The following is a 20,465-nucleotide window of genomic DNA, read 5'->3' on the forward strand; positions in this document are numbered from 1 at the left end:
TACGGATTGTTCCGGGCTGCCGGCCGATTGTCCCGGCCTGCGCCACGCCCTGCCGTGCAACAATACTGCACCGTCCAGTCTGCTTATGTTCAGCCGGCTGGCCCGATCCTTCGATGTCTAAAAAACGTTAATGGTGCCCATGTCGGCTTCCACCTCCAGTCTGGTGCAGTTGTCCAACGTCCGCATCGACCGGAGCGGACGCACGATCCTGCGTGACGTGTCGCTGCAGGTGCCGCAGGGCAGCATCACCGCCGTGCTCGGACCCTCCGGCAGCGGCAAGTCGACCCTGCTGGCGGCGCTGACCGGCGAACTGCGACCGGTGGCCGGCGACGTTACCCTGTTCGGCAAGCCGATCCCGCATGACAGCAGCGCGCTGCTGGAGATGCGCAAGAGCGTGGGCGTGCTGCTGCAGGGCAATGGCCTGCTGACCGACCTCACCGTGGCCGAGAACGTCGCCCTGCCGCTGCGTACGCATACCCGCCTGCCGGCCGCCGTGCTGCGCCGGCTGGTGGAGATGAAGCTGCATGCGGTGGGCCTGCTGGCCGCCGCCGACGCCTGGCCGCGCGAGCTGTCCGGCGGCATGGCGCGCCGTGTGGCGCTGGCCCGTGCGCTGGCGCTGGACCCGCCGCTGATGATCTACGACGAGCCGCTGACCGGGCTGGACCCGATCGCCTCCGGGGTGATCATGAGCCTGATCCAGCGCCTCAACCACAGCCTGGGCCTGACCAGCATCATCGTCAGCCACCACGTGCACGAGACCCTGCCGATCTGCGACCAGGTGATCGCCATCGCCAATGGCGGCGTCGTGTTCCAAGGGACGCCCGAGGCACTGCAGTCCAGCCAGGATCCGCTGCTGCGGCAGTTCCTGCATGGCCAGCCGGATGGCCCGATTCCGTTCGATGCCGCGCCACGCGCGAGGGTTGCCTGATGCCGTTCGTCCAAGCCACCCGCTCGCTGGGCCGCGCCGGGCTGTTCTCGCTGACCGTGCTGCGCGGTTCCCTGCCGACCCGTGATTTCCTGGCCGAACTGACCCGCGAGATCTACAAGATCGGCGCGCGCTCGCTGCCGATCATCGCCGTCGGTGGCGCCTTCGTCGGCCTGGTGCTGACCCTGCAGGGCTACCGCACGCTGACCACCTTCGGCGCGGCCGACGCGTTGTCGACCCTGCTTGGCCTGTCGCTGTACCGCGAACTGGCGCCGGTGCTGACCGCGCTGCTGTTCATCGGCCGCGCCGGCAGTTCGATCGCCGCCGAGCTGGGCCTGATGCGCGCCACCGACCAGATCAAGGCGCTGGAGCTGATGGCGATCGACCCGGTGGCCAAGGCCGTGGCGCCACGCTTCTGGGCGGCGGTGCTGACCGTGCCGCTGCTGACCGGCATCTTCTGCTCGCTGGCGATCAGTGCCAGCTACTTCGAGGCCGTGCACGTGCTGGGCCTGGACAATGGCGTGTTCTGGTCGGCGCTGCGCAACAGCGTCGATTTCTGGGATGACTTCGGCGTGGCGATGCTGAAGTCGGCGATCTTCGGCGGCACCGCCGCGCTGGTCGCCGCCTATGTTGGTTTCCATGCCGAGCCGACCATTGAAGGCACGTCGGTGGCGACCACCCGTGCAGTGGTCAACGCTTCGCTGCTGGTGCTGATGTTCAACTTCGTTCTGTCGGCAATGTTGTTCACCTAACCCCTCCACCGGCGGTGCGCAGGCGCGCGCGGCCACCACGACTCGATCAGGTAATCCACATGGCCATCCGCGGTCCCAGACTCGAATTCTCCGTCGGCGCTTTCCTGCTGCTGGCCCTGGCCTCGCTGATGGTGCTGGCCGTGGCCTCGACCAACCAGCGCTGGAGCTGGGGCAGCCAGGGCTACGAGCTGAAGGCGCGCTTCTCCCAGGTCGGCCAGCTGCGCAAGCAGGCGCCGGTGAAGATCGGCGGCGTCACCGTCGGCCAGGTCGCCTCCATCGATCTGGACCCGGTGAAGTTCGAATCGATCGTGACCCTGCGCATGGACAGCAAGGTCAAGGACCTGCCGGCGGACACCTCGGCCGGCATCTTCACCAGTGGTTTGCTCGGCGAGAGCTATATCGGACTGCAGCCGGGCGGTGATCCGGACGTGCTGAAGGCCGGCGACGAAATTGTCTTCACCCAGCCGGCGGTTGACCTGATCCAGCTGGTCGGCAAGTACATGTTCAGTGGCGGCGCCGGTGGCGGCGCTGCTCAGAAGCCCAACGATGGCGCGCAGGCGCCTGCAACGGAACCGCAACCATGAAGATGAAACTGATCCCGGCCCTGCTCGCCTCGGCGCTGCTGGCGGCCACTCCGTTCCTCGCCCAGGCCCAGGCCGCCGCCCCCGCCGCTGCCGCGGCGCAGGGCCAGGCCGGCAAGGTGGTGATCGATGCCAGCACGCGCATCCTCACCACTCTGCAGCAGCGCAGGAGCGAATTCGGCAGCAACCCGGCCAGCCTGCGCAACTACATCGACAGCGAACTGAACCGCACCTTCGACCGCGACTATGCCGCGCGCCTGGTGCTGGGCCCGCACGCCCGTGGTGCCTCGGATGCCGACATCAAGCTGTTCGCCGATGCCATGGCCGACAGCCTCATGCAGCGCTACGGTTCGACCCTGCTCAACATCCAGGGCAAGCCGAGCTTCCGCCTGAAGGGTGAAAGCCCGCTGCCGGGCAACCGCGGCGTGCGCGTGAGCACCGAGCTGGTGCGTGCCGGCAGCGAGCCGACCCCGGTCGAGTACTGGATGCGCAACGTGAACGGCCAGTGGAAGATCTTCGACGTCAACATCGAAGGCATCTCCTACGTGCAGACGTTCCGCAACCAGTTCGACACCCCGCTGCGCCAGAAGGGCATCAAGCAGGTGGCCAGCGAGCTGCACAGCGGCAGCATGCAGGCCGGGCCCGCGGGCAATGGCAAGTAACGCACTGGCACTGCTGGAAGGCGACACCCTGCGCCTGCGCGGGGTGCTCGACCGCGCTGCGGTGATCGCGCTATGGCCGCAGCTGCAGGCCCTGCCGGCAAAGCTGGCAAGGCTGGATCTGGCTGAGGTCGAACGCGTGGACAGCGCCGGCCTGGCCCTGCTGGCCGAGCTGGCGGCACGTGCGCGCAAGGCCGGCCATCCGCTGGTGATCAGCGGCGCGCCGGCTGGCTACAACGAACTGAGCGCGGCCTACCGGCTGTCGCCCAACCTGGATTTCAACGCTACTTCTGCTGCGAGCTGACATGAACGTCGTGCGCACTCTCCCCCTGATCGTCCTGGCCACCGCCCTCACCGCCTGTGCCGGCAAGCCCGCGCGCAGCGATGCACCGGCAGCCAGCACCGTGGTCCCGGCCAGTTCTTCCACCTCGCCCGCCGTCGCGGCCACCGATGCCGGCACGGCTGACGCTGCTCCGGTCGCGCCGGTGGCCAATCCGCCGGCTGCTGCCGCATCGTCGCCGGCTGCGCCCACCGACAGCGGCGACGGCAGCGCGGCGAAGACCTCAGCCGCCACCGCGCCCGGTGGCGATGACGACTTCGATGCCCTCTATGGCGGTGCCGGCAACACCACCAACGCAGCGGCCTACGATCCGTGGGAACCATTCAACCGCAAGGTGCACAAGTTCAACAACGCGGTCGACCGCGGCGTCGCGCGTCCGCTGGCCACCGCCTATACCCACGTGGTGCCGCGCTTCGCCCGCACTGGCGTCAGCAACTTCTTCAGCAACCTGCGCGCGCCGGTGACCATCACCAACCAGCTGCTGCAGGGCCGCGGTGCCGATGCATGGGACAGCCTCGGCCGCTTCCTGATGAACAGCACGCTGGGCATCGGTGGCCTGTTCGATCCGGCCAGCAAGGCGATGGTACCGCGCCGCAATGAGGACTTCGGCCAGACCCTGGGTGCCTGGGGCTGGCGTCGTTCGCGTTACGTGGAACTGCCGTTCTTCGGCCCGCGTACCGTGCGCGACGTGTTCGGCCTGGCCGGCGACATTCCGCTGTCGCCGATCCGCCGTATCGAAGAGGACAAGGTCCGCATCGGCCTGCAGGGCCTGCAGCTGGTCGATACCCGCGCGCAGCTGCTGGCGATCGACGACCTGCGTGACACTGCCGTGGACGAGTACTCGCTGGTGCGCGATGCATGGATGCAGCGTCGCAACTACCAGATCGAGAACGATCTGCGCAGCAAGCGCGAGCGTGGCCACGACGACGCCAATTCGCCGATCCCGGTCGATGCGATGCCGATGCCGCAGTGGACGCACTGAGTCCTTTCAGCGACGCATGAAAAACCCCGCCTCGGCGGGGTTTTTCTTTGGCGCCGTGGGTGGGGTCGGAGCCCTTTCCCGTGGAAAGGGATCCGACCCCGACCGATCAGGCAGCCAGCGCGGCTTCGATGGCTTCGCGCAGGCGCGCGTCGTCAGCCGCCACGTCCGGGGCGAAGCGGGCGATGACCTTGCCGTCGCGGCCGACCAGGAACTTCTCGAAGTTCCACAGCACCGCCGGCGCGGCGTGGATCGGAATCTCCTTGCTGGCCAGGCGCTCGCGCAGCGGGCCTTCGCCGATCGACTGCGGCTGCGCAGCGGTCAGCTGCTGGTACAGCGGGTGGGTGTCGTCACCGGCCACGCTGATCTTGGAGAACATCGGGAAACTGACATCGTAGGTGAGCTGGCAGAACTGCTGGATCTCCGCTTCGCTGCCCGGCTCCTGGCCGAGGAAGTTGTTGGCCGGGAAGCCCAGCACTTCCAGGCCCTGTGCGTGCTTTTCCGCATACAGCGCCTGCAGGCCTTCGTACTGCGGGGTCAGGCCGCACTTGGAGGCGACGTTGACCAGCAGCAGTACCTTGCCCTGGTAGTCGGCAAGCGAGGACGGCTGGCCGTCGATGGTGGTGAGGGAAATGTCCTGGATCGAAGTGCTCACGCGGGGGCTCCGGCAACAGCGGGGAATGGCCCACCAGCATAGCGCCGCGCGATGTCGGTCGTGCCGGCCGCTGGCCGGCAATCGTGCGATCGTTCGCAAGGGTTCATGAGGCTGCCGGCCAGCGGCCGGCACTACGATCAGTCCACGCAGATCATGCCCTGCGCCTTGCCCTCATCAATGCGCTGGCGGCAGCCGAAGTTCTGGCGGGCATCGCGCTGGCAGGTGCCGGTGGCGGGGCTGCCAACCGCCACTTCGCCGCCGGCAAGGCACTGGCCCGTGCAGTCGCTCCTGCGGCTGCAGGCCTTGCCGGCATCGGCGTAGGGAATCACGCACTGTTCGCGCTGCAGCCGGCCCAGCCGCTGCAGGGTGCCGCCAGCGGCCTGGCAGTCCACATCGCGCGCTTCGCGGTAGGCCTCGGCCGCTTCGGGACTGGTGACTGCGGCTGGTGCCGCCGCCGGATTGGCAGCCGGCGGTGCGCTGCTGCAGGCGACAAGCAGCGCGGTCAGGATGAGACTGGTGCAGAGGCGCAGGCGCATGGCGTTACCTGATCCAGTAGGACAGGCCGCCAGCATACGCATCGACCATGCAGGCGGCGTGTCGACGTAGCTCAGGCTTCGTCGCCGTCGTCGCCGTCGTCGCCTTCGTTGCCTTCGTCCTCGGCCGTGGCATCAGCATCGGCCAGGCCGCCCAGCAGGGATTGCGCCTGCTCTGACGCCAGCGACTCCACGCCGCGCAGGCGCCGTTCGATGGTGCGCGTCTTGCGGCTGGCTTCGCCGATGCTGCGGCCGACCGTGGTGATCTGCTTCTCGGCCTTCTCGAGAATGCCGGCGAACTTGCCGAACTCGCTCTTCACCGCACCCAGCAGGCTCCACACCTCGCTGGAACGCTGCTCGATGGCCAGCGTGCGGAAGCCCATCTGCAGGCTGTTGAGCAGCGCGGTGACCGTGGTCGGTCCAGCCACCACCACGCGGTGCTCGCGCTGCAACAGGTCGACCAGGCCCGGGCGCCGGATCACTTCGGCATACAGGCCTTCGGTGGGCAGGAACATCACCGCGAAGTCGGTGGTGTGCGGCGGCGCGATGTACTTGTCGCAGATCGACTTGGCCTGCACGCGCACCGCGCGTTCAAGCTGGATGCCCTGCAGGCGCACGCCCTCGGCGTCACCCTGTTCCTGCGCGTCGAGCAGGCGCTCGTAGTCCTCGCGCGGGAACTTGGAGTCGATCGGCAGCCACACCGGCGTGTCGTCACTGCTGCGGCCCGGCAGGCGCACCGCGATATCGACCATCTCGCCACTGTCCGGGCGTACCTTCACTGCCCGCGCGTACTGTTCCTGGGTGAGCGTCTGTTCGAGGATGTTCTCCAGCTGTACTTCGCCCCAGCTGCCACGGTTCTTGACGTTGGTCAGCACACGCTTGAGATCGCCAACGCCGGTGGCCAGCTGCTGCATCTCGCCAAGACCGCGCTGCACCTGTTCCAGGCGCTCGGAAACCAGCTTGAAGGAGTTGCCCAGGCGTGTTTCCAGCGTCGACTGCAGCTTTTCGTCCACGGTGTGGCGCATCTGCTCCAGCTTCTGCGCATTGTCGTTCTGCAGCGCGCGCAGCTGCTCTTCCAGCGTGGCGCGCATCTCGGCGATGCGCTGTTCGTTGCGCTGGGTCAGTTCCTGCAGGCGCAGGCCAAGGCTTTCGGTAAGGCGCTGCTGCGACTGCGCACCTTCCTCACGACCCTTGCGCGCATCGTCCACCAGGGTCTGGCGCAGCGCGCCCAGCTGGGTATCGGTCCGCCCGGTGAGTTCCTGCAGCTGCTGGCCGAAGGCGTGGATGCGCGCTTCCTGCTGCTGGCCGAAGGTTTCCAGCTGGCCGCGCAGTTCCTGCAGGCGCTGCCCCATGAGTGCGGCGCCACGCTGCTGGCTCTCCGCCGCCTCGGCACGCGCCTTGCGGGCGTCCTCGCCCAGCGCCTCGCGCAGCAGGTCCAGGCGCTGGTCGGTGCGGGTGGACAGATCGGTCAGCGCGCGGGCAAAGCCATCGAGCTGTTCGCGCAGCTCGCTGCGCCCGGCGCGCGCCTCCTCACGCACCGCCTGTTCGAGGCGGTCGTGCGGCGGGCGGCGCAGCAGGGCGACAAGCTGCAGGATGAGCACGGCCAATAGAAGGCCGCCAATGAGCAGATATTCGGTTTGCATGGGGCAAGTGTAGGCTGGCGGAGTCTCAGCTGCTGCGCCAGAACCATGCTCGCTCTGTACGGAAAGCCCACCTCCATCAACGTGCGCAAGGTGCTGTGGCTGTGCGTCGGGCTCGACCTGCCACTTCACCACGAGCCTGCGCCACCCGCGGACCTGCTGGCCGCACTGAATCCGAACCGGCAGGTACCGGTGCTGCGCGATGGCGACTTCGTGCTGTGGGAGTCCAACAGCATCTGCCGCTACCTGGCCGCCCGCGCCGGCCGTGACGACCTGCTGCCCGCAGCAGCGCAGGCCCGGGCCCGGGTGGAGCAGTGGATGGACTGGCAGGCCAGCGACCTCAACAGCGCCTGGCGCCATGTGTTCATGGCGCGCGTGCGCCAGCATCCGGACTACCCGGACGATGCCCGTGCCGAGGCCAGCCTGGCGCAGTGGAACCGGCTGATGGGTGTGCTTGAAGCCCAGCTGGCCGCCACCGATGCCTACGTGGCGGGCGACACCTTTACCCTCGCCGATATCGTGCTGGGGCTGTCGACCCAGCGCTGGCGCAGCACACCCGGCCACAAGCCCGCACTGCCACACCTCGCGGCGTGGTTCGAACGCCTGCGCCAGCAGCCCGGTTTCGCCGAACACGTCGACAACGGCGTGGCTTGAGGCAGGGGTCAGATCCCTTTCCCAACGGGAAAGGGATCTGACCCCGAGGACGCGGGAACAACCTGCCTTACCAGCCTTCCAGCACGATCTTGCCCTTGGCGCGGTGGCTCTCCAGCAGCGCATGCGCGCGCCGCAGGTTGGCCGCGTCGATGCGCCCGAAATGCTCGCCCAGGGTGGTCTGCAGCACGCCGGCATCGATCAGCTCGGCCACCCGGTTCAGCAGGTCGTGCTGGCGCTGCATGTCCGCGGTCTTGTACAGCGGGCGGGTGAACATCGACTCCCAGTGCAGTGACAGTGCCTTGCGCTTGAGCGCCATCACGTCCACCTGGCCCGGATCGTCGATCAGGCCGAACTGGCCCTGCGGCGCCAGCAGCTCCACGATCTGCGCGTAGTGCTGGTCGGAGTGGGTCAGGCTGGCCACGTGCTGCACCTCGCTGATGCCCAGCCGTGCCAGTCCCTCGGCCAGCGGCAGGCGGTGGTCGATCACGTGGTGTGCGCCCATCGCATACGCCCAGTCCTGGGTGTCCGGGCGCGATGCGGTGCCGATCACCGTCAGTTTCGTCAGCTTCCGTGCCAGCTGCACCAGGATCGAACCGACACCGCCAGCAGCACCGATCACCAGCAGGGTCTGGCCTTCGCCACCGCCCTCGGGGATGCGCAGGCGGTCGAACAGCAGCTCCCAGGCGGTGATTGCAGTCAGTGGCAGCGCGGCGGCGGCGGCATCATCGAGGCTGGCCGGCTTGCGGCCGACGCTGCGCTCGTCCACCAGCTGGTACTCGGCATTGCTGCCCGGGCGGTCGATCACGCCGGCGTAGTAGACCGCGTCGCCAGGCTGGAACAGGGTGACTTCGCTGCCCACCGCGTCGACGATGCCGACCGCGTCCCAGCCCAGCACGCGCGGGCCGTCGGTGGCCACGCCGCGGCGGACCTTGGTGTCGACCGGGTTCACCGCCACCGCGCGCACCGCCACCCGCAGGTCGCGTGGGCCGGGCTGCGGCAGTTCCAGTTCGATATCGATCAGGGCCCGGGTGTCGTCGATCGGCAGGCCGGCGTGGGTGTAGGCAATGGCGCGCATGGCAGCGGTCCAGTGGGGAAGGAGTGCACAGGTTGCGCCGCGCACGGTCGCTCAGAAAGGCGCAGAATCGGGCAGCACTTTCACTCCGGTAATGAAGATGATCCGCTTCGGCGACCTGCAGTTGTTCGTCCGCACGGCCGCACTGGGCAGCTTCTCGCAGGCGGCCCGCGAGGCCGATCTGTTACCCGGCCAGGTCGCTGCTGCCGTGGCGCGGCTGGAACGCGAACTGGACCTGCGCCTGTTCGTGCGTACCACCCGCAGCCTGCGCCTGACCGGCGAGGGCGCGCTGTACCTGCCGTATGCGCAGGAGGTGCTGGCTACCCTGCGCGAAGGGCGGGCCCGCGTGCAGGGCGAGGACGCCGAACTGCATGGCACGCTGCAGCTGTCGGCGCCGTCGGACTTCGGTCGCAACCTGCTGCTGCCGTGGCTGACCGCGTTCCGAGCCGCCCATCCACGGCTGCGCCTGCACCTGCGGCTGTCCGATGAAGTGGCCGACGTGTTCCGCGATCCGGTCGATGTGGCGATCCGCATCGGCCACTTCGACGACGCCAACTACGTGGCCCTGCCCCTGCTCGAAGGCAACCGCCGTGTACTCGCGGCGTCGCCCGATTACCTGCAGCGACGGGGCACGCCGGTGCGCCTGGACGAACTGCGCGAGCACGATTGCCTGGTCTACCAGCTCAGTGGCCGCGCCTACGATCGCTGGTCGTTCGAGGTCGACGGGCGCCGCACCGTGATCCCGGTGCGCGGCCCGCTGGTCTGCGACGACGCCGACGTGGTGCGGCGCTGGGCGGTGGCGGGCGAGGGCATCACCTACAAATCCTGGCTGGACCTGCGCGAAGACGTGCTGGCCGGGCGCCTGCAGCTGCTGCTCGACGGCGTCGGCAGCCACATTCCGCTGCAGCTGGTGTGCCCGCATCGCAAGCAGTTCTCGCCGGCGGTGCGGCAGCTGCACGCGCAGCTGCGCCAGCACCTGCAACCGCTGCTGTCTGGCATGCCCGATGGACTTCCCCGCCCCCTGTCGCCCACCCCGGTGCTGGCCGACAATGGCGGCCCCCCGTAAGAGAGAACACCGCCATGCCGTGGATGGGCATCCAGGACCTGTGGACGTTTCTGGTCGCCGTGCTGGTGTTTCTCGCCCTGCCCGGCCCCGGCACCTTCACCCTGCTGACCGCAACCGGCCGTGGCGGCGTGCGCGGCGGCTACACCGCACTGGCCGGACTGCTGGTCGGCGATCAGATCCTGATGTGGCTGGCGCTGGCCGGTGTCGCCGCACTGCTGAAGGCCAACCCCTTGGTCTTCCACGCTGTGCAGTACCTGGGTGCGGCCTACCTGGTATGGGTGGGCATCAGCCTGCTGCGTACGCCGAAGCACGAGGGCGGTGATGCTGGCCCGATCCGCATGCAGCCGGGCCGCTATTTCCAGCAGGCAATCCTGGTCAGCCTGCTCAATCCGAAGGCGATCCTGTTCTACATGGCCTTCCTGCCGCTGTTCATCGATCCGAAGGCGCACCAGGGCATCGCCACCTTCGCGGCGCTGGCCGGGATCATCCTGGTGGTCAGCATCGCCTACTGCTCGATGCTGATCGGTGTGGGCAACCTGGCCCGCCGCCGGTTGATCCAGCATCCGCGCATCAGCGATGCGCTGCGCCGGGTGGCCGGCCTGTTCCTTGTCGGGTTCGGCATCCGGTTGGGGTTGAACGGATGAAGGCCTGGCTGGCAACCGCGGTCGCACTACTGCTCGCCGGCACCGCCTCTGGCACCACCGTGCAGGACCATCGCTGCCTGAGCGGCGGTCGCAATGACAGCATCCACCTGGAATGGCGCTGGCTGAAAGACGGCCGGGCCGATGTGCGCTACGCCGGGCAGCGCGAGCGCCTGCCCCTGCACCGGATCTCGATGGAGACCACGGTGCTGGCCGAAGATCGCCCGTACCAGTTCGACAGCGTCTGGGAAGAACGCATCGACGGACGCCTCAACGGCCGCTACCTGCTGAGCACGCAGGGTGCCCTGGTGCTGGATCTGCGTTACGAACGCGCCCGCGATGGCCGCAGCACCACCTTCCACGACGACCCCGAAGCCTGGCAGGAAGACGGCTGCCGCTGGCCCGGCAGGGTGGCTGAGTGACCACCATCGACGACGACACCCTGCTGGAGCGCAGCTGGGAGTATCGGGAGGAGACGCTGTACCGGCGGTTGTTCGGCGATACCGGACCGGGGATCTACCCCCTCGACATGGATCTGCTGCGCAACGTCTTCAAGCAGGAGCAGATCGACCCGCGCTGGCTGCATGTCGGCGTCAATGCGTGCCCTCCGCACGGTGATCGACGGCACTGGATCTATGTCAGCACCGGCCTGTCCAACCCCTGGGAAGGGCGGCACGAAGATGGAGATTCGGGGTGGGGCATCGAACTGATGCTTGAGACCCAGGATGAAGCGACGTGGGCGCTGACCACCTTGCGCTGGTTCACCGCGTACCACCTGCTGCTGTGCCACTCACGCATGCCCGGCAATCCGTTGGCGCCATGGGACCGGCTGAAGCTGGGGGGGCCGGTGGATCACGCAGGGAGCATGCTGCGGGCGGCCGTCTTCGTTCCGTCATTGCACTTTCCGGGACCCCAGCAACTGCCATCGGGACGATTCGACTTCCTGCAGCTGCTGCCGTTGACCCTGGACGAGCACGCGTTCGGCCGCGCGCATGGCTTCGAAGTGCTGGTGGCCCAGTTGAGAACCCAAGGTGCGGCGCCGGTGATCGATCCGCAGCGGGTCAGCATCGATCTGGCCCCTGCTCTCGTACTTCAATCGCCTCCGGGCTCGCCTTGAGGGATCGAATCATTTCGAACCCTGCCAGCATTTGTGCCGATTCCGGCAGCGTGGCCGGGGTGCAACGCGCGCCCCGCCATGCATGACCCCCGTCAGTGGTAATGCTGCGCTGCGTTCGGTCACACTCGGGAACTTGTCGTTCTTAGTCACCCCTTCCGAGGCCTGCATGTCCCTGTTCCGGCGCAAGTCCCTAGATTCCGTCACCGTCCACGAAGCCGGCAGGCGTCTGATCCCGACCCTCAGCTGGCCGCACCTGATCGCGCTGGGTATTGGCGCCATCGTCGGTACCGGCATCTACACGCTGATCGGCGTCGGTGCCAACCTGGCCGGCCCGGCCGTGCTGATCTCCTTCGCCATCGCCGGTGCGGTCTGTGCCTGCGCGGCGCTGTCCTACGCCGAGCTGTCTACGATGATGCCGGCCGCCGGCAGTGCCTACACCTACAGCTACAGTGCGCTGGGCGAGGTGTTTGCCTGGGTGGTGGGCTGGAGTCTGATCCTGGAGTACTCGCTGGTGGTGAGTACGGTGGCGGTGGGCTGGTCCGGCTACTTCGTCGGCTTCCTCGAATGGGTCCACACCCAGTTCGGCTGGAACGTGCACCTGCCGGCCTGGCTGGCGGCCGGCCCGCACGTGGAAGGCGGCATGATCAACCTGCCGGCGATCATCATCACCTGGCTGGTGGCCGGCATGCTGATGGCCGGCACCAAGGAAAGCGCCACCCTCAACGCCATCCTGGTGGTGTTCAAGCTGATCGCGCTGGCCATCTTCGTGGCCGTGGCCCTGCCCGCCTTCGACAGCGCCAACCTGCAGCCGTTCATGCCGTATGGCTTCGCCAAGTCGATGGGCCCCGATGGCGTCGAGCACGGCGTAATGGCAGCGGCGGCGATCATCTTCTTCGCCTTCTACGGCTTCGATGCGATCTCCACCGCCGCCGAGGAAACCAAGAACCCGGGCCGCGACCTGTCGATCGGCATCATCGGTTCGATGATCGGCTGCACCATCGTCTACGTGCTGGTGGCGCTGGCCGCCGTGGGTGCGATGAGCTACGCCGTGTTTGGCCACAGCGCCGAGCCGCTGGCGCTGATCATGCGCCAGCTGGGCCATCCGACCGCGGCGATGGTGATCGGCGTGATCGCGATCATCGCCCTGCCGACCGTGCTGCTGGCCTTCCTGTACGGCCAGAGCCGCATCTTCTTCGTGATGAGCCGTGATGGCCTGCTGCCGCGTGGCCTGTCCAAGGTCAACGCGCGCACCGGCACGCCGGTGGCGACCACGCTGTTCACCGCAGTGGTGGTGTCGGCGCTGGCCGGTGTGGCGCGCTTGGACGAGATTGCCGCGCTGGCCAACGCCGGTACCCTGGCCGCGTTCACCGCCGTCGGCATCTGCCTGGTGGTGCTGCGCCTGCGCGAGCCGAACCGCGAGCGCACGTTCCGCACGCCGCTGGCCTTCGTGGTCGGCCCGCTGGCCGCGCTGGGCTGCATCTACCTGTTCCTCAGCCTGCCGCACACCACCCAGCTGTATTTCCTGCTGTGGAACGTGGCCGGCCTGGTGCTGTACTTCCTGTACAGCCGTCGCCACGCGCTGATCGCGAAATAACCGGATCGCCGGTAGTGCCGGCCGCTGGCCGGCACCTCACATCCTGTTGATACGGGCAATGCCGGCCAGCGGCCGGCACTACCGCAGGGCGGTCAACCGCCCTGCTTTGCCGCGTAGTCCTGCGCCTGGCGCATCACCCGCAGCAGGTTGCCGCCCCAGATGCCGGCAATCTGCTGCTCGGTGTAACCCTTGCGCAGCAGCCACGCGGTGATCTTCGGCAGCTGGCTGACATCGGGCAGGTCGCTCAGGCCGCCGCCGCCATCCCAGTCCAGGCCGATGCCCACGTGCTCGGGGCCGACCACCTTGAGGATGTGCTCGAAGTGGGCGAAGAAGTCGTCGAGGCTGGCATGGCGCACCGGGTGCTCGTGGTCCAGCACCTGTTCGGCCTTCAGCAGGGCAACCCCCTGCTCAATGCCCATGCCTTCCCAGCCACCCAGCTGCTTGCTCAGCGCTTCCTCGGCCTGCTTGCGCTCGGGTGTCTTCGCCGTGTCGATCAGGTAGCCGCCATAGGCGTTCACCTGGATCACGCCGCCGGCCTTGGCCAGCTTGCGCAGGCGCGCGTCATCAAGATTGCGCGGGTGGTCGTAGACCGCCTTGGCTGAGCTGTGCGACAGCACGAAGGGCACCGGCATCATTGCCAGCAGGTCATCGAACACCGCGTCGGACGCATGCGACTGGTCGATCACGATGCCCAGATTCACCGCCTGCTGCACCAGGCCCTTGCCGGCCGGGCTCAGGCCTTTCCATTCCGCTCCCTTGGGGTCGGTGGCCGAATCGGCGAACTCGTTGTTGGCGAAGTGCACGGTACTGAGCAGGCGCAGGCCGGCACGGTGGTAGAACGAGAGCAGGCTGGGGTCTTCCACCAGCGGGCTGGCGTTTTCCATGCTGATGTAGACCACGCGCTTGCCGGCGGCCTTGATCCGTGCCGCGTCATCGGCGGTCAATGCCAGCGCGAAACGCTCGGGATTGGCGGCCAGCATTTCGCGGATCTCCAGCAGCCGCTGCAGGCCATGGTCACGCTCGGCGAGGTGCGCGGCTGGGCTGCGGTCGCCCTGATCGGTGTAAATCGCCCAGAAGCCACCGTCCAGCGCGCCCTCGACCATGCGCGGGTAGTCCACCTGCGAGAGTGCGTTGCGGTCGTGGCGCTGCTCGATGTCGAAGCCGGTCCGGCCGAAATTGGCCGGCGTATCCAGATGGCTGTCGAGTGTGACCAGGCGCTGCTGCAGGGCCTTGGCGCGGGCCAGTTCCTGTGCGCTGAACTCGATGGCATGAGCCGACAGCGGCGCACACAGCGCCAGGGCAAGCACGACGGACAGGTGGCGCAACGATGGCATGGGCTCTCACCGGCAATGGGAAGAGCCCGACCATAGCGCTGCAGCCGGCAGATTTGTAGAGTCGGGCCGCGCCATCTGATCAATGGGGCGCCATTATCTCGAACGCCCAGGGTCAGCCTGGCAGGAAGTGCTGCATCAGCTGCAGTTCCTCGATGACCGCCATGTATGGCGCGAATCGCGCATCGCCTTCAGCGAAGGCCTGTGCCACTGCCTGTGCGCTGGCCAGGTCCTGCCAGTGCGCGATATCGACGAAGCGATCATCACCGTCCATCGGCGAGAACGGCTGGTAATCGATCAACCCTGGGAACTGGGCGATCACCGCGCGCAGTTGCATGCGCAGTTTGGGCATGTCAGCGCGTGCCTCGGGCTTGACGGTGAACACCGCCAGTTCAAGGACGGACGTACGTGCGTGCATGGGAAGGATTCCGCTGTGGATGAGCGGGCAGTCTGTGCTCCCCCTGCTGCCACCGGGGTGTCAGTGCGCGCGCTGTTCCCAGGCCCGTTGCTGGTGTTGCAGATACGCTTCGAGCGTGACCCAGGCAGGCAACGGCACGTCAACGGCATCGTCCATCGCCTCGATCTGGTCGAGGCGGAAGTCGCGATAGTCCTGCCGCAGCGCGCACCAGCTGCCCAGCGTCCAGTGCTGCCCCCAGTGGAATAAGCCCAGCGGGAACACGCTACGTTGACTGATGTCACCCTGCCGGCTGCGGTAGCGCAGTTGGACGCTGCGGCGGTCGGCGATGGCCGCATGCAGTGGCTGCCAACACCGCAGTGAAACGGGTATGGCACGCAGCGCGCGGGCAGTGCGTGGGCTGGCAGCACGCTCGGGCATCGCCGCCTGCAGCTTGTGCAGCAGCGAACGCGCCGCCGGTTGCAGGTGGCCAGCGCCACTACAGGCCAGCATTTCCACGGCCAGCTGCAGTGCCTCTGCCTCGGCCGCATCCAGGCTCAGCGGGGGCAGTTCGAAACCCGGGTCGAGCCGATAGCCGATGCCCGCCTCGCCGTAGACCGGAATACCGGCCACGGACAGGTCATCGATGTAGCGATAGATGCTACGTACCGACAGGCCCAGCTCCGCCGCCAGCACGGCGGCGGTCACCGGCTGCCGTACACGGATCAGGTTGACCAGCTGGAACAGGCGGTCAGCTTTACGCATGGACCTTTCCCCGGCGATGCCGCAGTGGCCGGCCCACGGCCGGCCGGGCAGGTGTGCCGCGGGTCAGTCGACCACGCGGCAGAACACGGCCTTCAGGTAACGCGATTCCTGCACGTGGGCCATGAACGGATGGTCCGGACCCGCACCAGCGACCTTCAGGATCTGGATCGTGCGGCCGGAGAAATAGGCCGCGCGGCGCAGCATGTCGAGGAACTGGTCCTCGGCCACCAGGCCGGTGCAGGAGAACGTGGCGAACAGGCCGCCCGGCTTGACCACGCCCAGCGCCAGCTTGTTCATGTCCAGGTACTTCTTCAGCGCGGTGATGACCTGGTCGCGGTCGCGGGTCATCTTCGCCGGATCCAGGATCACCACGTCGTACTGCTCGCCGCGGTTGGCGGCGTCGCGCAGCCACGGGAAGATGTCGGACTGGATGAACTTCGGGCGCACGTTGTTCAGGCGCGAATTGCCCTTGGCGATCTGGATGACGTCCTCATCGATGTCGATGCCGACCACTTCCGAAGCGCCACGCGCAGCGGCATACACGGCGAAACCGCCGGTGTTGCAGCACAGGTCCAGCACGCTCTTGCCTTCCACCTGCTGGCTCAGCCACTCGCGGTTCTCGCGCTGGTCGGCGAAGAAGCCGGTCTTGTGCGCGCCGGCCGGGTCGGCGCGGAACTTGATGCCGTACTCGGTGATCACCGACGCCTCGGTGGTGGTGTTGCCGTGGAAGTCGAAGCTCTCCTGCTTCTGCACGTGTTCGTCGGCAAAGCTGTGGAAACGGCAGCCCGGGAACTGCTCGCGCAGGGCGTCGTAGATCCATTCGCGGTGGCGGAACATGCCGGCGGCGAAGAACTCGACCACCACCAGGTCGCCGTAGCGATCCACCACCAGGCCGGACAGGCCGTCGCCTTCGCTGTGCACCACGCGCCAGGCGTCGGAGACCGCGTCGAGCTTCAGCACCTCACGGCGCAGCGACACCGCCTGGGCGATCTTGCGCGAGAACCAGCCGGCATCGACCGGCACGTTCTGGTCGGTTTCGAGGATGCGCACGGCGATGCGCGAGTGCCCGTTGTAGAACCCGCGGCCAATGAACTCGCCATCGATGCCGACCACGTCGACGATGGAACCGGGCTTGGGCCGGACGGTCGGTTTCTCGACCAGTTTCTGGAAGATCCACGGGTGGCTGGAACGCCACGCATTCTTGAGGCGGACAATCGGAAGGGGGGTATTCATCCACCCATTGTAAACCGGGCGCCGGGGTCGGATCCCCGCAGGGGCTCTGACCCCAGTGTGGCGACGATGGGGTCGGAGCCCCTTTGGGGATCCGACCCCTGGCCTCCCCATTTGACGGCGGCGGGGCCAGACGGCAGAATCGGCGCCAGAAGGGGAGTAGCTCCCAGACGTTGTCGCCGTCATTTCGAGCCCGCAGGCTCCGGTGCAACGGCAGTTCCAGCCGACTGGAACTGCGAGCGAGACCTTCGCCGTACTGGCGAAGCTCTGTCCCTGGATCCCCCTCCCGATCCTCCGTTGCAGATCCTCGCCGTCCGGCCTGGCATTCATCTTTCCAACGGACATTCCCAATGCAGACGATCGGTAACGTGTGGTTGTGGGGCGGCTTCGCAGCGGTGGTGGTCATCGCCCTGCTGGTCGACCTCGTGTTGATGCGCCATGGTGGACCGCACAAGGTCACCTTCAAGGAGGCCCTGTGGTGGTCCATCGGCTGGGTCGCGCTGGCCCTGCTGTTCAATGCGGGCCTCTGGTACTACCTGAATGAGACCGCCGGCCAGGTGGTGGCCAACAAGGTCGGCCTCGAGTTCCTGACCGGCTACCTGGTCGAGAAGGCGCTGGCGGTCGACAACATCTTTGTGTTCCTGATGATCATGAGCTACTTCGCGGTGCCGGAGGAGCAGCGCCAGAAGGTGCTGATCATCGGCATCCTGGGCGCGATCGTGCTGCGTACGATCATGATCTTCGCCGGCAGCGTGCTGATCAGCCAGTTCCATTGGCTGCTCTACGTGTTCGGCGCCTTCCTGCTGTTCACCGGCTGGAAGATGTGGTTCGCCGCCGGCCAGGAGCCGGACCTGGAGACCAATCCCGCCCTGCGCTGGATGCGCAAGCACCTGCGCCTGCTGCCGGACTATGCCGGCAACGCACTGAGCGTGAAGCGCGACGGCGTGCGCTGGTTCACCCCGCTGTTCGCGGTGCTGATCCTGATCGCGGTCACCGACGTGATCTTCGCCGTGGACAGCATCCCGGCGATTTTCGCGATCACCACCGACCCGTTCATCGTGCTCACCTCCAACGTGTTCGCGGTACTGGGCCTGCGCGCGATGTTCTTCCTGCTGGCCGGCATGGCCGACCGCTTCCACCTGCTGCCGTATGGCCTGGCGCTGGTGCTGGGCTTCATCGGCATCAAGATGATGATCATCGACCTGTTCAAGATCCCGACCCCGGTGTCGCTGGGCGTGGTCGCGGTGATCATCGCCGCCACCGTGGTACTGAGCCTGAAGTACCCGCCGAAGGAAGGCTCCGGCCACGCCTGATCATGGCCGGCCGGCGGGCTTGTCCCGCCGGCCTCACCCACTCTCCCGTTGCGGTGGCCTTGGTTTCGCGCCAGTCACCGCCATTGCTGAGGTATGGACAACAACGCGCCCCTGCCCGCTGGCGACCTGCCGGCCCCCCGCAATGACCGCTCGCGCATCCTGCGGGCGTTCAATGTCAGCCTGGCCGCCGTGCTGGTGCTGGTGGCCGTGTTCGCCCTGCAGGGCACCTTCGACTGGCGGCCCTGGGCGGTCGCGCCGCTGGAAGCCAAGGGCCTGCTTGGCCTGATCGGCGGCCCGATGCTGCATGCCTCGGTCGAGCACATCGCCGCCAACAGCATCGCGATCCTGATCCTGGGCACGCTGGCCGGCAGCGTCTACCCGAAAGCCACCGTGCGCGCCCTGCCCCTGCTGTGGCTGGGCTCGGGCATCGGTGCGTGGATGCTGGGCAATCCGGGCAGCGTGCACCTGGGCGCCAGCGGCGTGACCCATGGCCTGATGTTCCTGCTGGCCAGCCTGGGCCTGCTGCGCCGCGACCGTGCAGCGATTGCCACCGGCCTGATCGGCATGCTGTTCTACGGCGGCATGCTGATGACCATCCTGCCGCACGCCGACGGCGTGTCCTGGCAGTCGCACATGGGCGGCGCCTTCGCCGGCATCATCGCCGCGCTGCTGTTCCGCAACGCCGACCCGCTGCCGCCGCGCCAACGCTACAGCTGGGAAGACGAAGAAGACGAGGCCGAACCGCTGGCCGACGACGAGCTGGAACCGCCGTCACCGCAGCGCGTGCCGGTGCTGTGGCAGCCGCGCGAAGGCCAGGACTACGTGGTGATTCCGTTCCGCCGGCCAGACGAGCCGCGCGGCTGAAAATGCCCCGGTAGTGCCGGCCGCTGGCCGGCACCCTCATGAACCGGTAGTGGCCGACCTTGGTCGGCGGTTGTTGTGTGCCAACCAAGGTTGGCATCTACCAGAGTCCGTCAGTTCGCCGCATTCCCCGCCGCGCCCATGCCATCCACCGCCTGCCGGCCCAGTGCCGGGTCATCGGTGAAGAAGGCGTCGATGCCGGTGGCCAGATAGGCACGCATCTCGGCAATCGAACCCTCGGCATTGCGCGCGTTGTCGGCGCCCTTGCGCAGGTTGCTGGCCTGGAAGTGGTTCTCCGGACGGAAGGTGTACGGAATCACCATCAGGCCCACTGCATGTGCGTCCTGTACCAGCGTGGTCGGAGTGCTCAGCGCGCCCTTGGCGTCCAGCGGAATGATCGAGCGCAGTTCCGGGCCGATGCTGTCGGCGTAGCTGGCGATGTCCTTCAGTCCTGCCGGCGTCATCATCTGGGCGTAGGTCAGCTTGCCACCGGCCTTGGCGATGTCGGCCGGCTGGGTGTCGCCCTTCCACAGCAGTTGCAGCAGGCGGATGTTGCTGCCGCGCGGGATCTTGCCGCGCAGGTAGCGCAGGTTGGCGGTCTCGAACGACTGGATGGTGACCGGGCCGACGTTGGTATAGGCATTGCCACGCAGCGCGGTCAGGAGCTTGTCTTCCATCGGCAGGCCGATCGACTGGAAGTAGGTCGGGTGCTTGATCTCCGGCACCAGGCCGATGCCACGGTTGGCACGCCCGGCCTGCTGGACAAGGAATGCGAGGATCTCGTCCAGGCTGGCGATGCGGAACTGGCCGTCATAGGCGGTGCTGCGCAGTTCCGGCAGGCGCTCGCGCGCGTACAGGGTCTTCAGCTCGGCCAGGGTGAAGTCTTCGGTGAACCAGCCGTCCACCTTCTGCCCGTCGATGACCTTGCTGGTGCGGCGGCTGGCGAATTCGGGATGCGAGGCCACATCAGTGGTGCCGCTGATCTCGTTCTCGTGGCGGGCGACCATCACTCCGTCCCCGGTCATCACCAGGTCCGGCTCGATGTAGTCGGCGCCATCGGCGATCGCCTGCGCATAGGCGGCCAAGGTGTGCTCGGGCAGCAACGCGCTCGCCCCGCGATGGCCATAGACCGACACCTTGTGCGCGGCCGGGGTGGAGGATTCAGCACTCATGGCCACCGATGGTGCCACGGCCAGCGACAACAGCAACGCACAACCCCACGACTTCACTGCGACTTCCCCAAGCGGTATGTGATGGGCGTCAGTATGCGGCGGCAATGTGACAGGTGGGGGACCTGGGGTCGGATCCCCGCAGGGGCTCCGACCCCGTAGCGATCCCGGGGAGCTCGTTCGGCTGGGTTGCC

At 67.4% G+C, this 20,465-nt stretch carries 23 protein-coding genes; 14 read left to right on the forward strand and 9 right to left on the reverse strand.

Annotated elements, in window-relative coordinates; translation table 11 throughout:
• The first annotated feature begins 139 nt into the window (after positions 1-139).
• The 6 genes from CKW06_RS23290 to CKW06_RS23315 are packed head-to-tail and all read left to right on the forward strand — an operon-like array spanning position 140 to position 4,239.
• Positions 140-928 (forward strand): ABC transporter ATP-binding protein, encoded by a 789-nt coding sequence (locus tag CKW06_RS23290; RefSeq protein ID WP_005411704.1) that lies wholly within the window; start codon positions 140-142, stop codon positions 926-928.
• Positions 928-1,677: an MlaE family lipid ABC transporter permease subunit gene (locus CKW06_RS23295; RefSeq protein WP_005414955.1), complete on the forward strand. Its 750-nt coding sequence runs from the start codon at positions 928-930 to the stop codon at positions 1,675-1,677. The genes CKW06_RS23290 and CKW06_RS23295 overlap by 1 nt, the downstream gene beginning before the upstream one ends.
• A 59-nt stretch (positions 1,678-1,736) precedes the next feature.
• Positions 1,737-2,261, forward strand: coding sequence for an outer membrane lipid asymmetry maintenance protein MlaD (gene mlaD / locus CKW06_RS23300; RefSeq protein WP_005411706.1), 525 nt, complete (start codon positions 1,737-1,739; stop codon positions 2,259-2,261).
• Positions 2,258-2,920, forward strand: coding sequence for an MlaC/ttg2D family ABC transporter substrate-binding protein (locus tag CKW06_RS23305; RefSeq protein WP_005411707.1), 663 nt, complete (start codon positions 2,258-2,260; stop codon positions 2,918-2,920). The genes mlaD and CKW06_RS23305 overlap by 4 nt, the downstream gene beginning before the upstream one ends.
• On the forward strand, positions 2,910-3,221 hold the full coding sequence (locus CKW06_RS23310) for an STAS domain-containing protein (RefSeq protein WP_024958411.1): 312 nt from the start codon (positions 2,910-2,912) through the stop codon (positions 3,219-3,221). Before CKW06_RS23305 ends, CKW06_RS23310 begins: the two co-directional genes overlap by 11 nt.
• A gap of 1 nt (position 3,222) precedes the next feature.
• Positions 3,223-4,239, forward strand: a complete 1,017-nt coding sequence (locus CKW06_RS23315; RefSeq protein WP_005414957.1) for an MlaA family lipoprotein — start codon at positions 3,223-3,225, stop codon at positions 4,237-4,239.
• 106 nt (positions 4,240-4,345) lie between these two features.
• On the opposite strand, the gene CKW06_RS23320 is transcribed toward CKW06_RS23315, so the two are convergent.
• From CKW06_RS23320 to CKW06_RS23330, 3 genes are all read right to left on the reverse strand, one after another.
• A complete protein-coding gene (locus CKW06_RS23320; protein ID WP_005411710.1) occupies positions 4,346-4,891 on the reverse strand; it encodes a glutathione peroxidase in 546 nt (181 codons plus the stop codon).
• Between the two features lie 137 nt (positions 4,892-5,028).
• Complete coding sequence (locus tag CKW06_RS23325; protein ID WP_024958410.1) at positions 5,029-5,427, reverse strand: hypothetical protein; 399 nt, start codon at positions 5,425-5,427, stop codon at positions 5,029-5,031.
• Between the two features lie 71 nt (positions 5,428-5,498).
• Complete coding sequence (locus CKW06_RS23330; RefSeq protein WP_024958409.1) at positions 5,499-7,067, reverse strand: DNA recombination protein RmuC; 1,569 nt, start codon at positions 7,065-7,067, stop codon at positions 5,499-5,501.
• Positions 7,068-7,112: 45 nt separating this feature from the next.
• Between CKW06_RS23330 and CKW06_RS23335 the strand changes: the two genes are divergently transcribed.
• Positions 7,113-7,718, forward strand: a complete 606-nt coding sequence (locus CKW06_RS23335; protein WP_024958408.1) for a glutathione S-transferase family protein — start codon at positions 7,113-7,115, stop codon at positions 7,716-7,718.
• A 67-nt stretch (positions 7,719-7,785) separates the two neighbouring features.
• Here CKW06_RS23335 and CKW06_RS23340 read toward each other — a convergent pair whose 3' ends face one another.
• The gene (locus CKW06_RS23340) at positions 7,786-8,793 is read right to left on the reverse strand and encodes a zinc-binding alcohol dehydrogenase family protein (RefSeq protein ID WP_024958407.1); all 1,008 of its coding nucleotides are present in this window, start codon (positions 8,791-8,793) and stop codon (positions 7,786-7,788) included.
• Between the two features lie 91 nt (positions 8,794-8,884).
• Between CKW06_RS23340 and CKW06_RS23345 the strand changes: the two genes are divergently transcribed.
• The 5 genes from CKW06_RS23345 (at position 8,885) to CKW06_RS23365 (ending at position 13,208) form a co-directional block, all read left to right on the forward strand.
• The gene (locus CKW06_RS23345) at positions 8,885-9,856 is read left to right on the forward strand and encodes a LysR family transcriptional regulator (RefSeq protein ID WP_038646282.1); all 972 of its coding nucleotides are present in this window, start codon (positions 8,885-8,887) and stop codon (positions 9,854-9,856) included.
• A 14-nt stretch (positions 9,857-9,870) separates the two neighbouring features.
• Positions 9,871-10,500, forward strand: coding sequence for a leucine efflux protein LeuE (gene leuE, locus CKW06_RS23350; RefSeq protein ID WP_005411716.1), 630 nt, complete (start codon positions 9,871-9,873; stop codon positions 10,498-10,500).
• Positions 10,497-10,919 carry a hypothetical protein gene (locus CKW06_RS23355; protein ID WP_005411717.1) on the forward strand — a complete coding sequence of 141 codons (423 nt, stop codon included), beginning with the start codon at positions 10,497-10,499 and terminating at the stop codon, positions 10,917-10,919. Before leuE ends, CKW06_RS23355 begins: the two co-directional genes overlap by 4 nt.
• Positions 10,916-11,614, forward strand: a complete 699-nt coding sequence (locus CKW06_RS23360; RefSeq protein ID WP_024958539.1) for a suppressor of fused domain protein — start codon at positions 10,916-10,918, stop codon at positions 11,612-11,614. Before CKW06_RS23355 ends, CKW06_RS23360 begins: the two co-directional genes overlap by 4 nt.
• A gap of 166 nt (positions 11,615-11,780) precedes the next feature.
• A complete protein-coding gene (locus CKW06_RS23365; RefSeq protein WP_005411719.1) occupies positions 11,781-13,208 on the forward strand; it encodes an amino acid permease in 1,428 nt (475 codons plus the stop codon).
• A 92-nt stretch (positions 13,209-13,300) separates the two neighbouring features.
• On the opposite strand, the gene CKW06_RS23370 is transcribed toward CKW06_RS23365, so the two are convergent.
• The 4 genes from CKW06_RS23370 to CKW06_RS23385 form a co-directional block, all read right to left on the reverse strand.
• The gene (locus CKW06_RS23370; protein WP_024958540.1) at positions 13,301-14,542 is read right to left on the reverse strand and encodes a dipeptidase; all 1,242 of its coding nucleotides are present in this window, start codon (positions 14,540-14,542) and stop codon (positions 13,301-13,303) included.
• Between the two features lie 112 nt (positions 14,543-14,654).
• Positions 14,655-14,957 (reverse strand): antibiotic biosynthesis monooxygenase family protein, encoded by a 303-nt coding sequence (locus CKW06_RS23375; RefSeq protein WP_005414964.1) that lies wholly within the window; start codon positions 14,955-14,957, stop codon positions 14,655-14,657.
• A gap of 60 nt (positions 14,958-15,017) precedes the next feature.
• The gene (locus tag CKW06_RS23380; protein ID WP_024958541.1) at positions 15,018-15,698 is read right to left on the reverse strand and encodes a helix-turn-helix transcriptional regulator; all 681 of its coding nucleotides are present in this window, start codon (positions 15,696-15,698) and stop codon (positions 15,018-15,020) included.
• A gap of 63 nt (positions 15,699-15,761) precedes the next feature.
• Positions 15,762-16,931 carry a class I SAM-dependent rRNA methyltransferase gene (locus tag CKW06_RS23385; RefSeq protein ID WP_005411721.1) on the reverse strand — a complete coding sequence of 390 codons (1,170 nt, stop codon included), beginning with the start codon at positions 16,929-16,931 and terminating at the stop codon, positions 15,762-15,764.
• Positions 16,932-17,278: 347 nt separating this feature from the next.
• Between CKW06_RS23385 and CKW06_RS23390 the strand changes: the two genes are divergently transcribed.
• Positions 17,279-18,241, forward strand: coding sequence for a TerC family protein (locus CKW06_RS23390; protein ID WP_005411722.1), 963 nt, complete (start codon positions 17,279-17,281; stop codon positions 18,239-18,241).
• 93 nt (positions 18,242-18,334) lie between these two features.
• On the forward strand, positions 18,335-19,105 hold the full coding sequence (locus CKW06_RS23395; protein ID WP_024958542.1) for a rhomboid family intramembrane serine protease: 771 nt from the start codon (positions 18,335-18,337) through the stop codon (positions 19,103-19,105).
• A 110-nt stretch (positions 19,106-19,215) separates the two neighbouring features.
• On the opposite strand, the gene CKW06_RS23400 is transcribed toward CKW06_RS23395, so the two are convergent.
• Positions 19,216-20,331 carry a glycerophosphodiester phosphodiesterase gene (locus CKW06_RS23400; RefSeq protein WP_024958543.1) on the reverse strand — a complete coding sequence of 372 codons (1,116 nt, stop codon included), beginning with the start codon at positions 20,329-20,331 and terminating at the stop codon, positions 19,216-19,218.
• Positions 20,332-20,465 lie beyond the last annotated feature (134 nt).

Source organism: Stenotrophomonas maltophilia (assembly GCF_900186865.1).
GTDB lineage: Bacteria > Pseudomonadota > Gammaproteobacteria > Xanthomonadales > Xanthomonadaceae > Stenotrophomonas > Stenotrophomonas maltophilia.

Coding starts and splice junctions, on each gene's coding strand:
- mlaD (WP_005411706.1), top strand. CDS start 1,737: ATGGCCATCCGCGGTCCCAGACTCGAATTCTCCGTCGGCGCTTTCCTG.
- CKW06_RS23335 (WP_024958408.1), top strand. CDS start 7,113: ATGCTCGCTCTGTACGGAAAGCCCACCTCCATCAACGTGCGCAAGGTG.
- CKW06_RS23375 (WP_005414964.1), bottom strand. CDS start 14,957: ATGCACGCACGTACGTCCGTCCTTGAACTGGCGGTGTTCACCGTCAAG.
- CKW06_RS23330 (WP_024958409.1), bottom strand. CDS start 7,067: ATGCAAACCGAATATCTGCTCATTGGCGGCCTTCTATTGGCCGTGCTC.
- CKW06_RS23345 (WP_038646282.1), top strand. CDS start 8,885: ATGAAGATGATCCGCTTCGGCGACCTGCAGTTGTTCGTCCGCACGGCC.
- CKW06_RS23355 (WP_005411717.1), top strand. CDS start 10,497: ATGAAGGCCTGGCTGGCAACCGCGGTCGCACTACTGCTCGCCGGCACC.
- CKW06_RS23325 (WP_024958410.1), bottom strand. CDS start 5,427: ATGCGCCTGCGCCTCTGCACCAGTCTCATCCTGACCGCGCTGCTTGTC.
- CKW06_RS23380 (WP_024958541.1), bottom strand. CDS start 15,698: ATGCGTAAAGCTGACCGCCTGTTCCAGCTGGTCAACCTGATCCGTGTA.
- CKW06_RS23290 (WP_005411704.1), top strand. CDS start 140: ATGTCGGCTTCCACCTCCAGTCTGGTGCAGTTGTCCAACGTCCGCATC.
- CKW06_RS23340 (WP_024958407.1), bottom strand. CDS start 8,793: ATGCGCGCCATTGCCTACACCCACGCCGGCCTGCCGATCGACGACACC.
- CKW06_RS23370 (WP_024958540.1), bottom strand. CDS start 14,542: ATGCCATCGTTGCGCCACCTGTCCGTCGTGCTTGCCCTGGCGCTGTGT.
- CKW06_RS23395 (WP_024958542.1), top strand. CDS start 18,335: ATGGACAACAACGCGCCCCTGCCCGCTGGCGACCTGCCGGCCCCCCGC.
- CKW06_RS23390 (WP_005411722.1), top strand. CDS start 17,279: ATGCAGACGATCGGTAACGTGTGGTTGTGGGGCGGCTTCGCAGCGGTG.
- CKW06_RS23315 (WP_005414957.1), top strand. CDS start 3,223: ATGAACGTCGTGCGCACTCTCCCCCTGATCGTCCTGGCCACCGCCCTC.
- CKW06_RS23305 (WP_005411707.1), top strand. CDS start 2,258: ATGAAGATGAAACTGATCCCGGCCCTGCTCGCCTCGGCGCTGCTGGCG.
- CKW06_RS23365 (WP_005411719.1), top strand. CDS start 11,781: ATGTCCCTGTTCCGGCGCAAGTCCCTAGATTCCGTCACCGTCCACGAA.
- CKW06_RS23310 (WP_024958411.1), top strand. CDS start 2,910: ATGGCAAGTAACGCACTGGCACTGCTGGAAGGCGACACCCTGCGCCTG.
- leuE (WP_005411716.1), top strand. CDS start 9,871: ATGCCGTGGATGGGCATCCAGGACCTGTGGACGTTTCTGGTCGCCGTG.
- CKW06_RS23385 (WP_005411721.1), bottom strand. CDS start 16,931: ATGAATACCCCCCTTCCGATTGTCCGCCTCAAGAATGCGTGGCGTTCC.
- CKW06_RS23295 (WP_005414955.1), top strand. CDS start 928: ATGCCGTTCGTCCAAGCCACCCGCTCGCTGGGCCGCGCCGGGCTGTTC.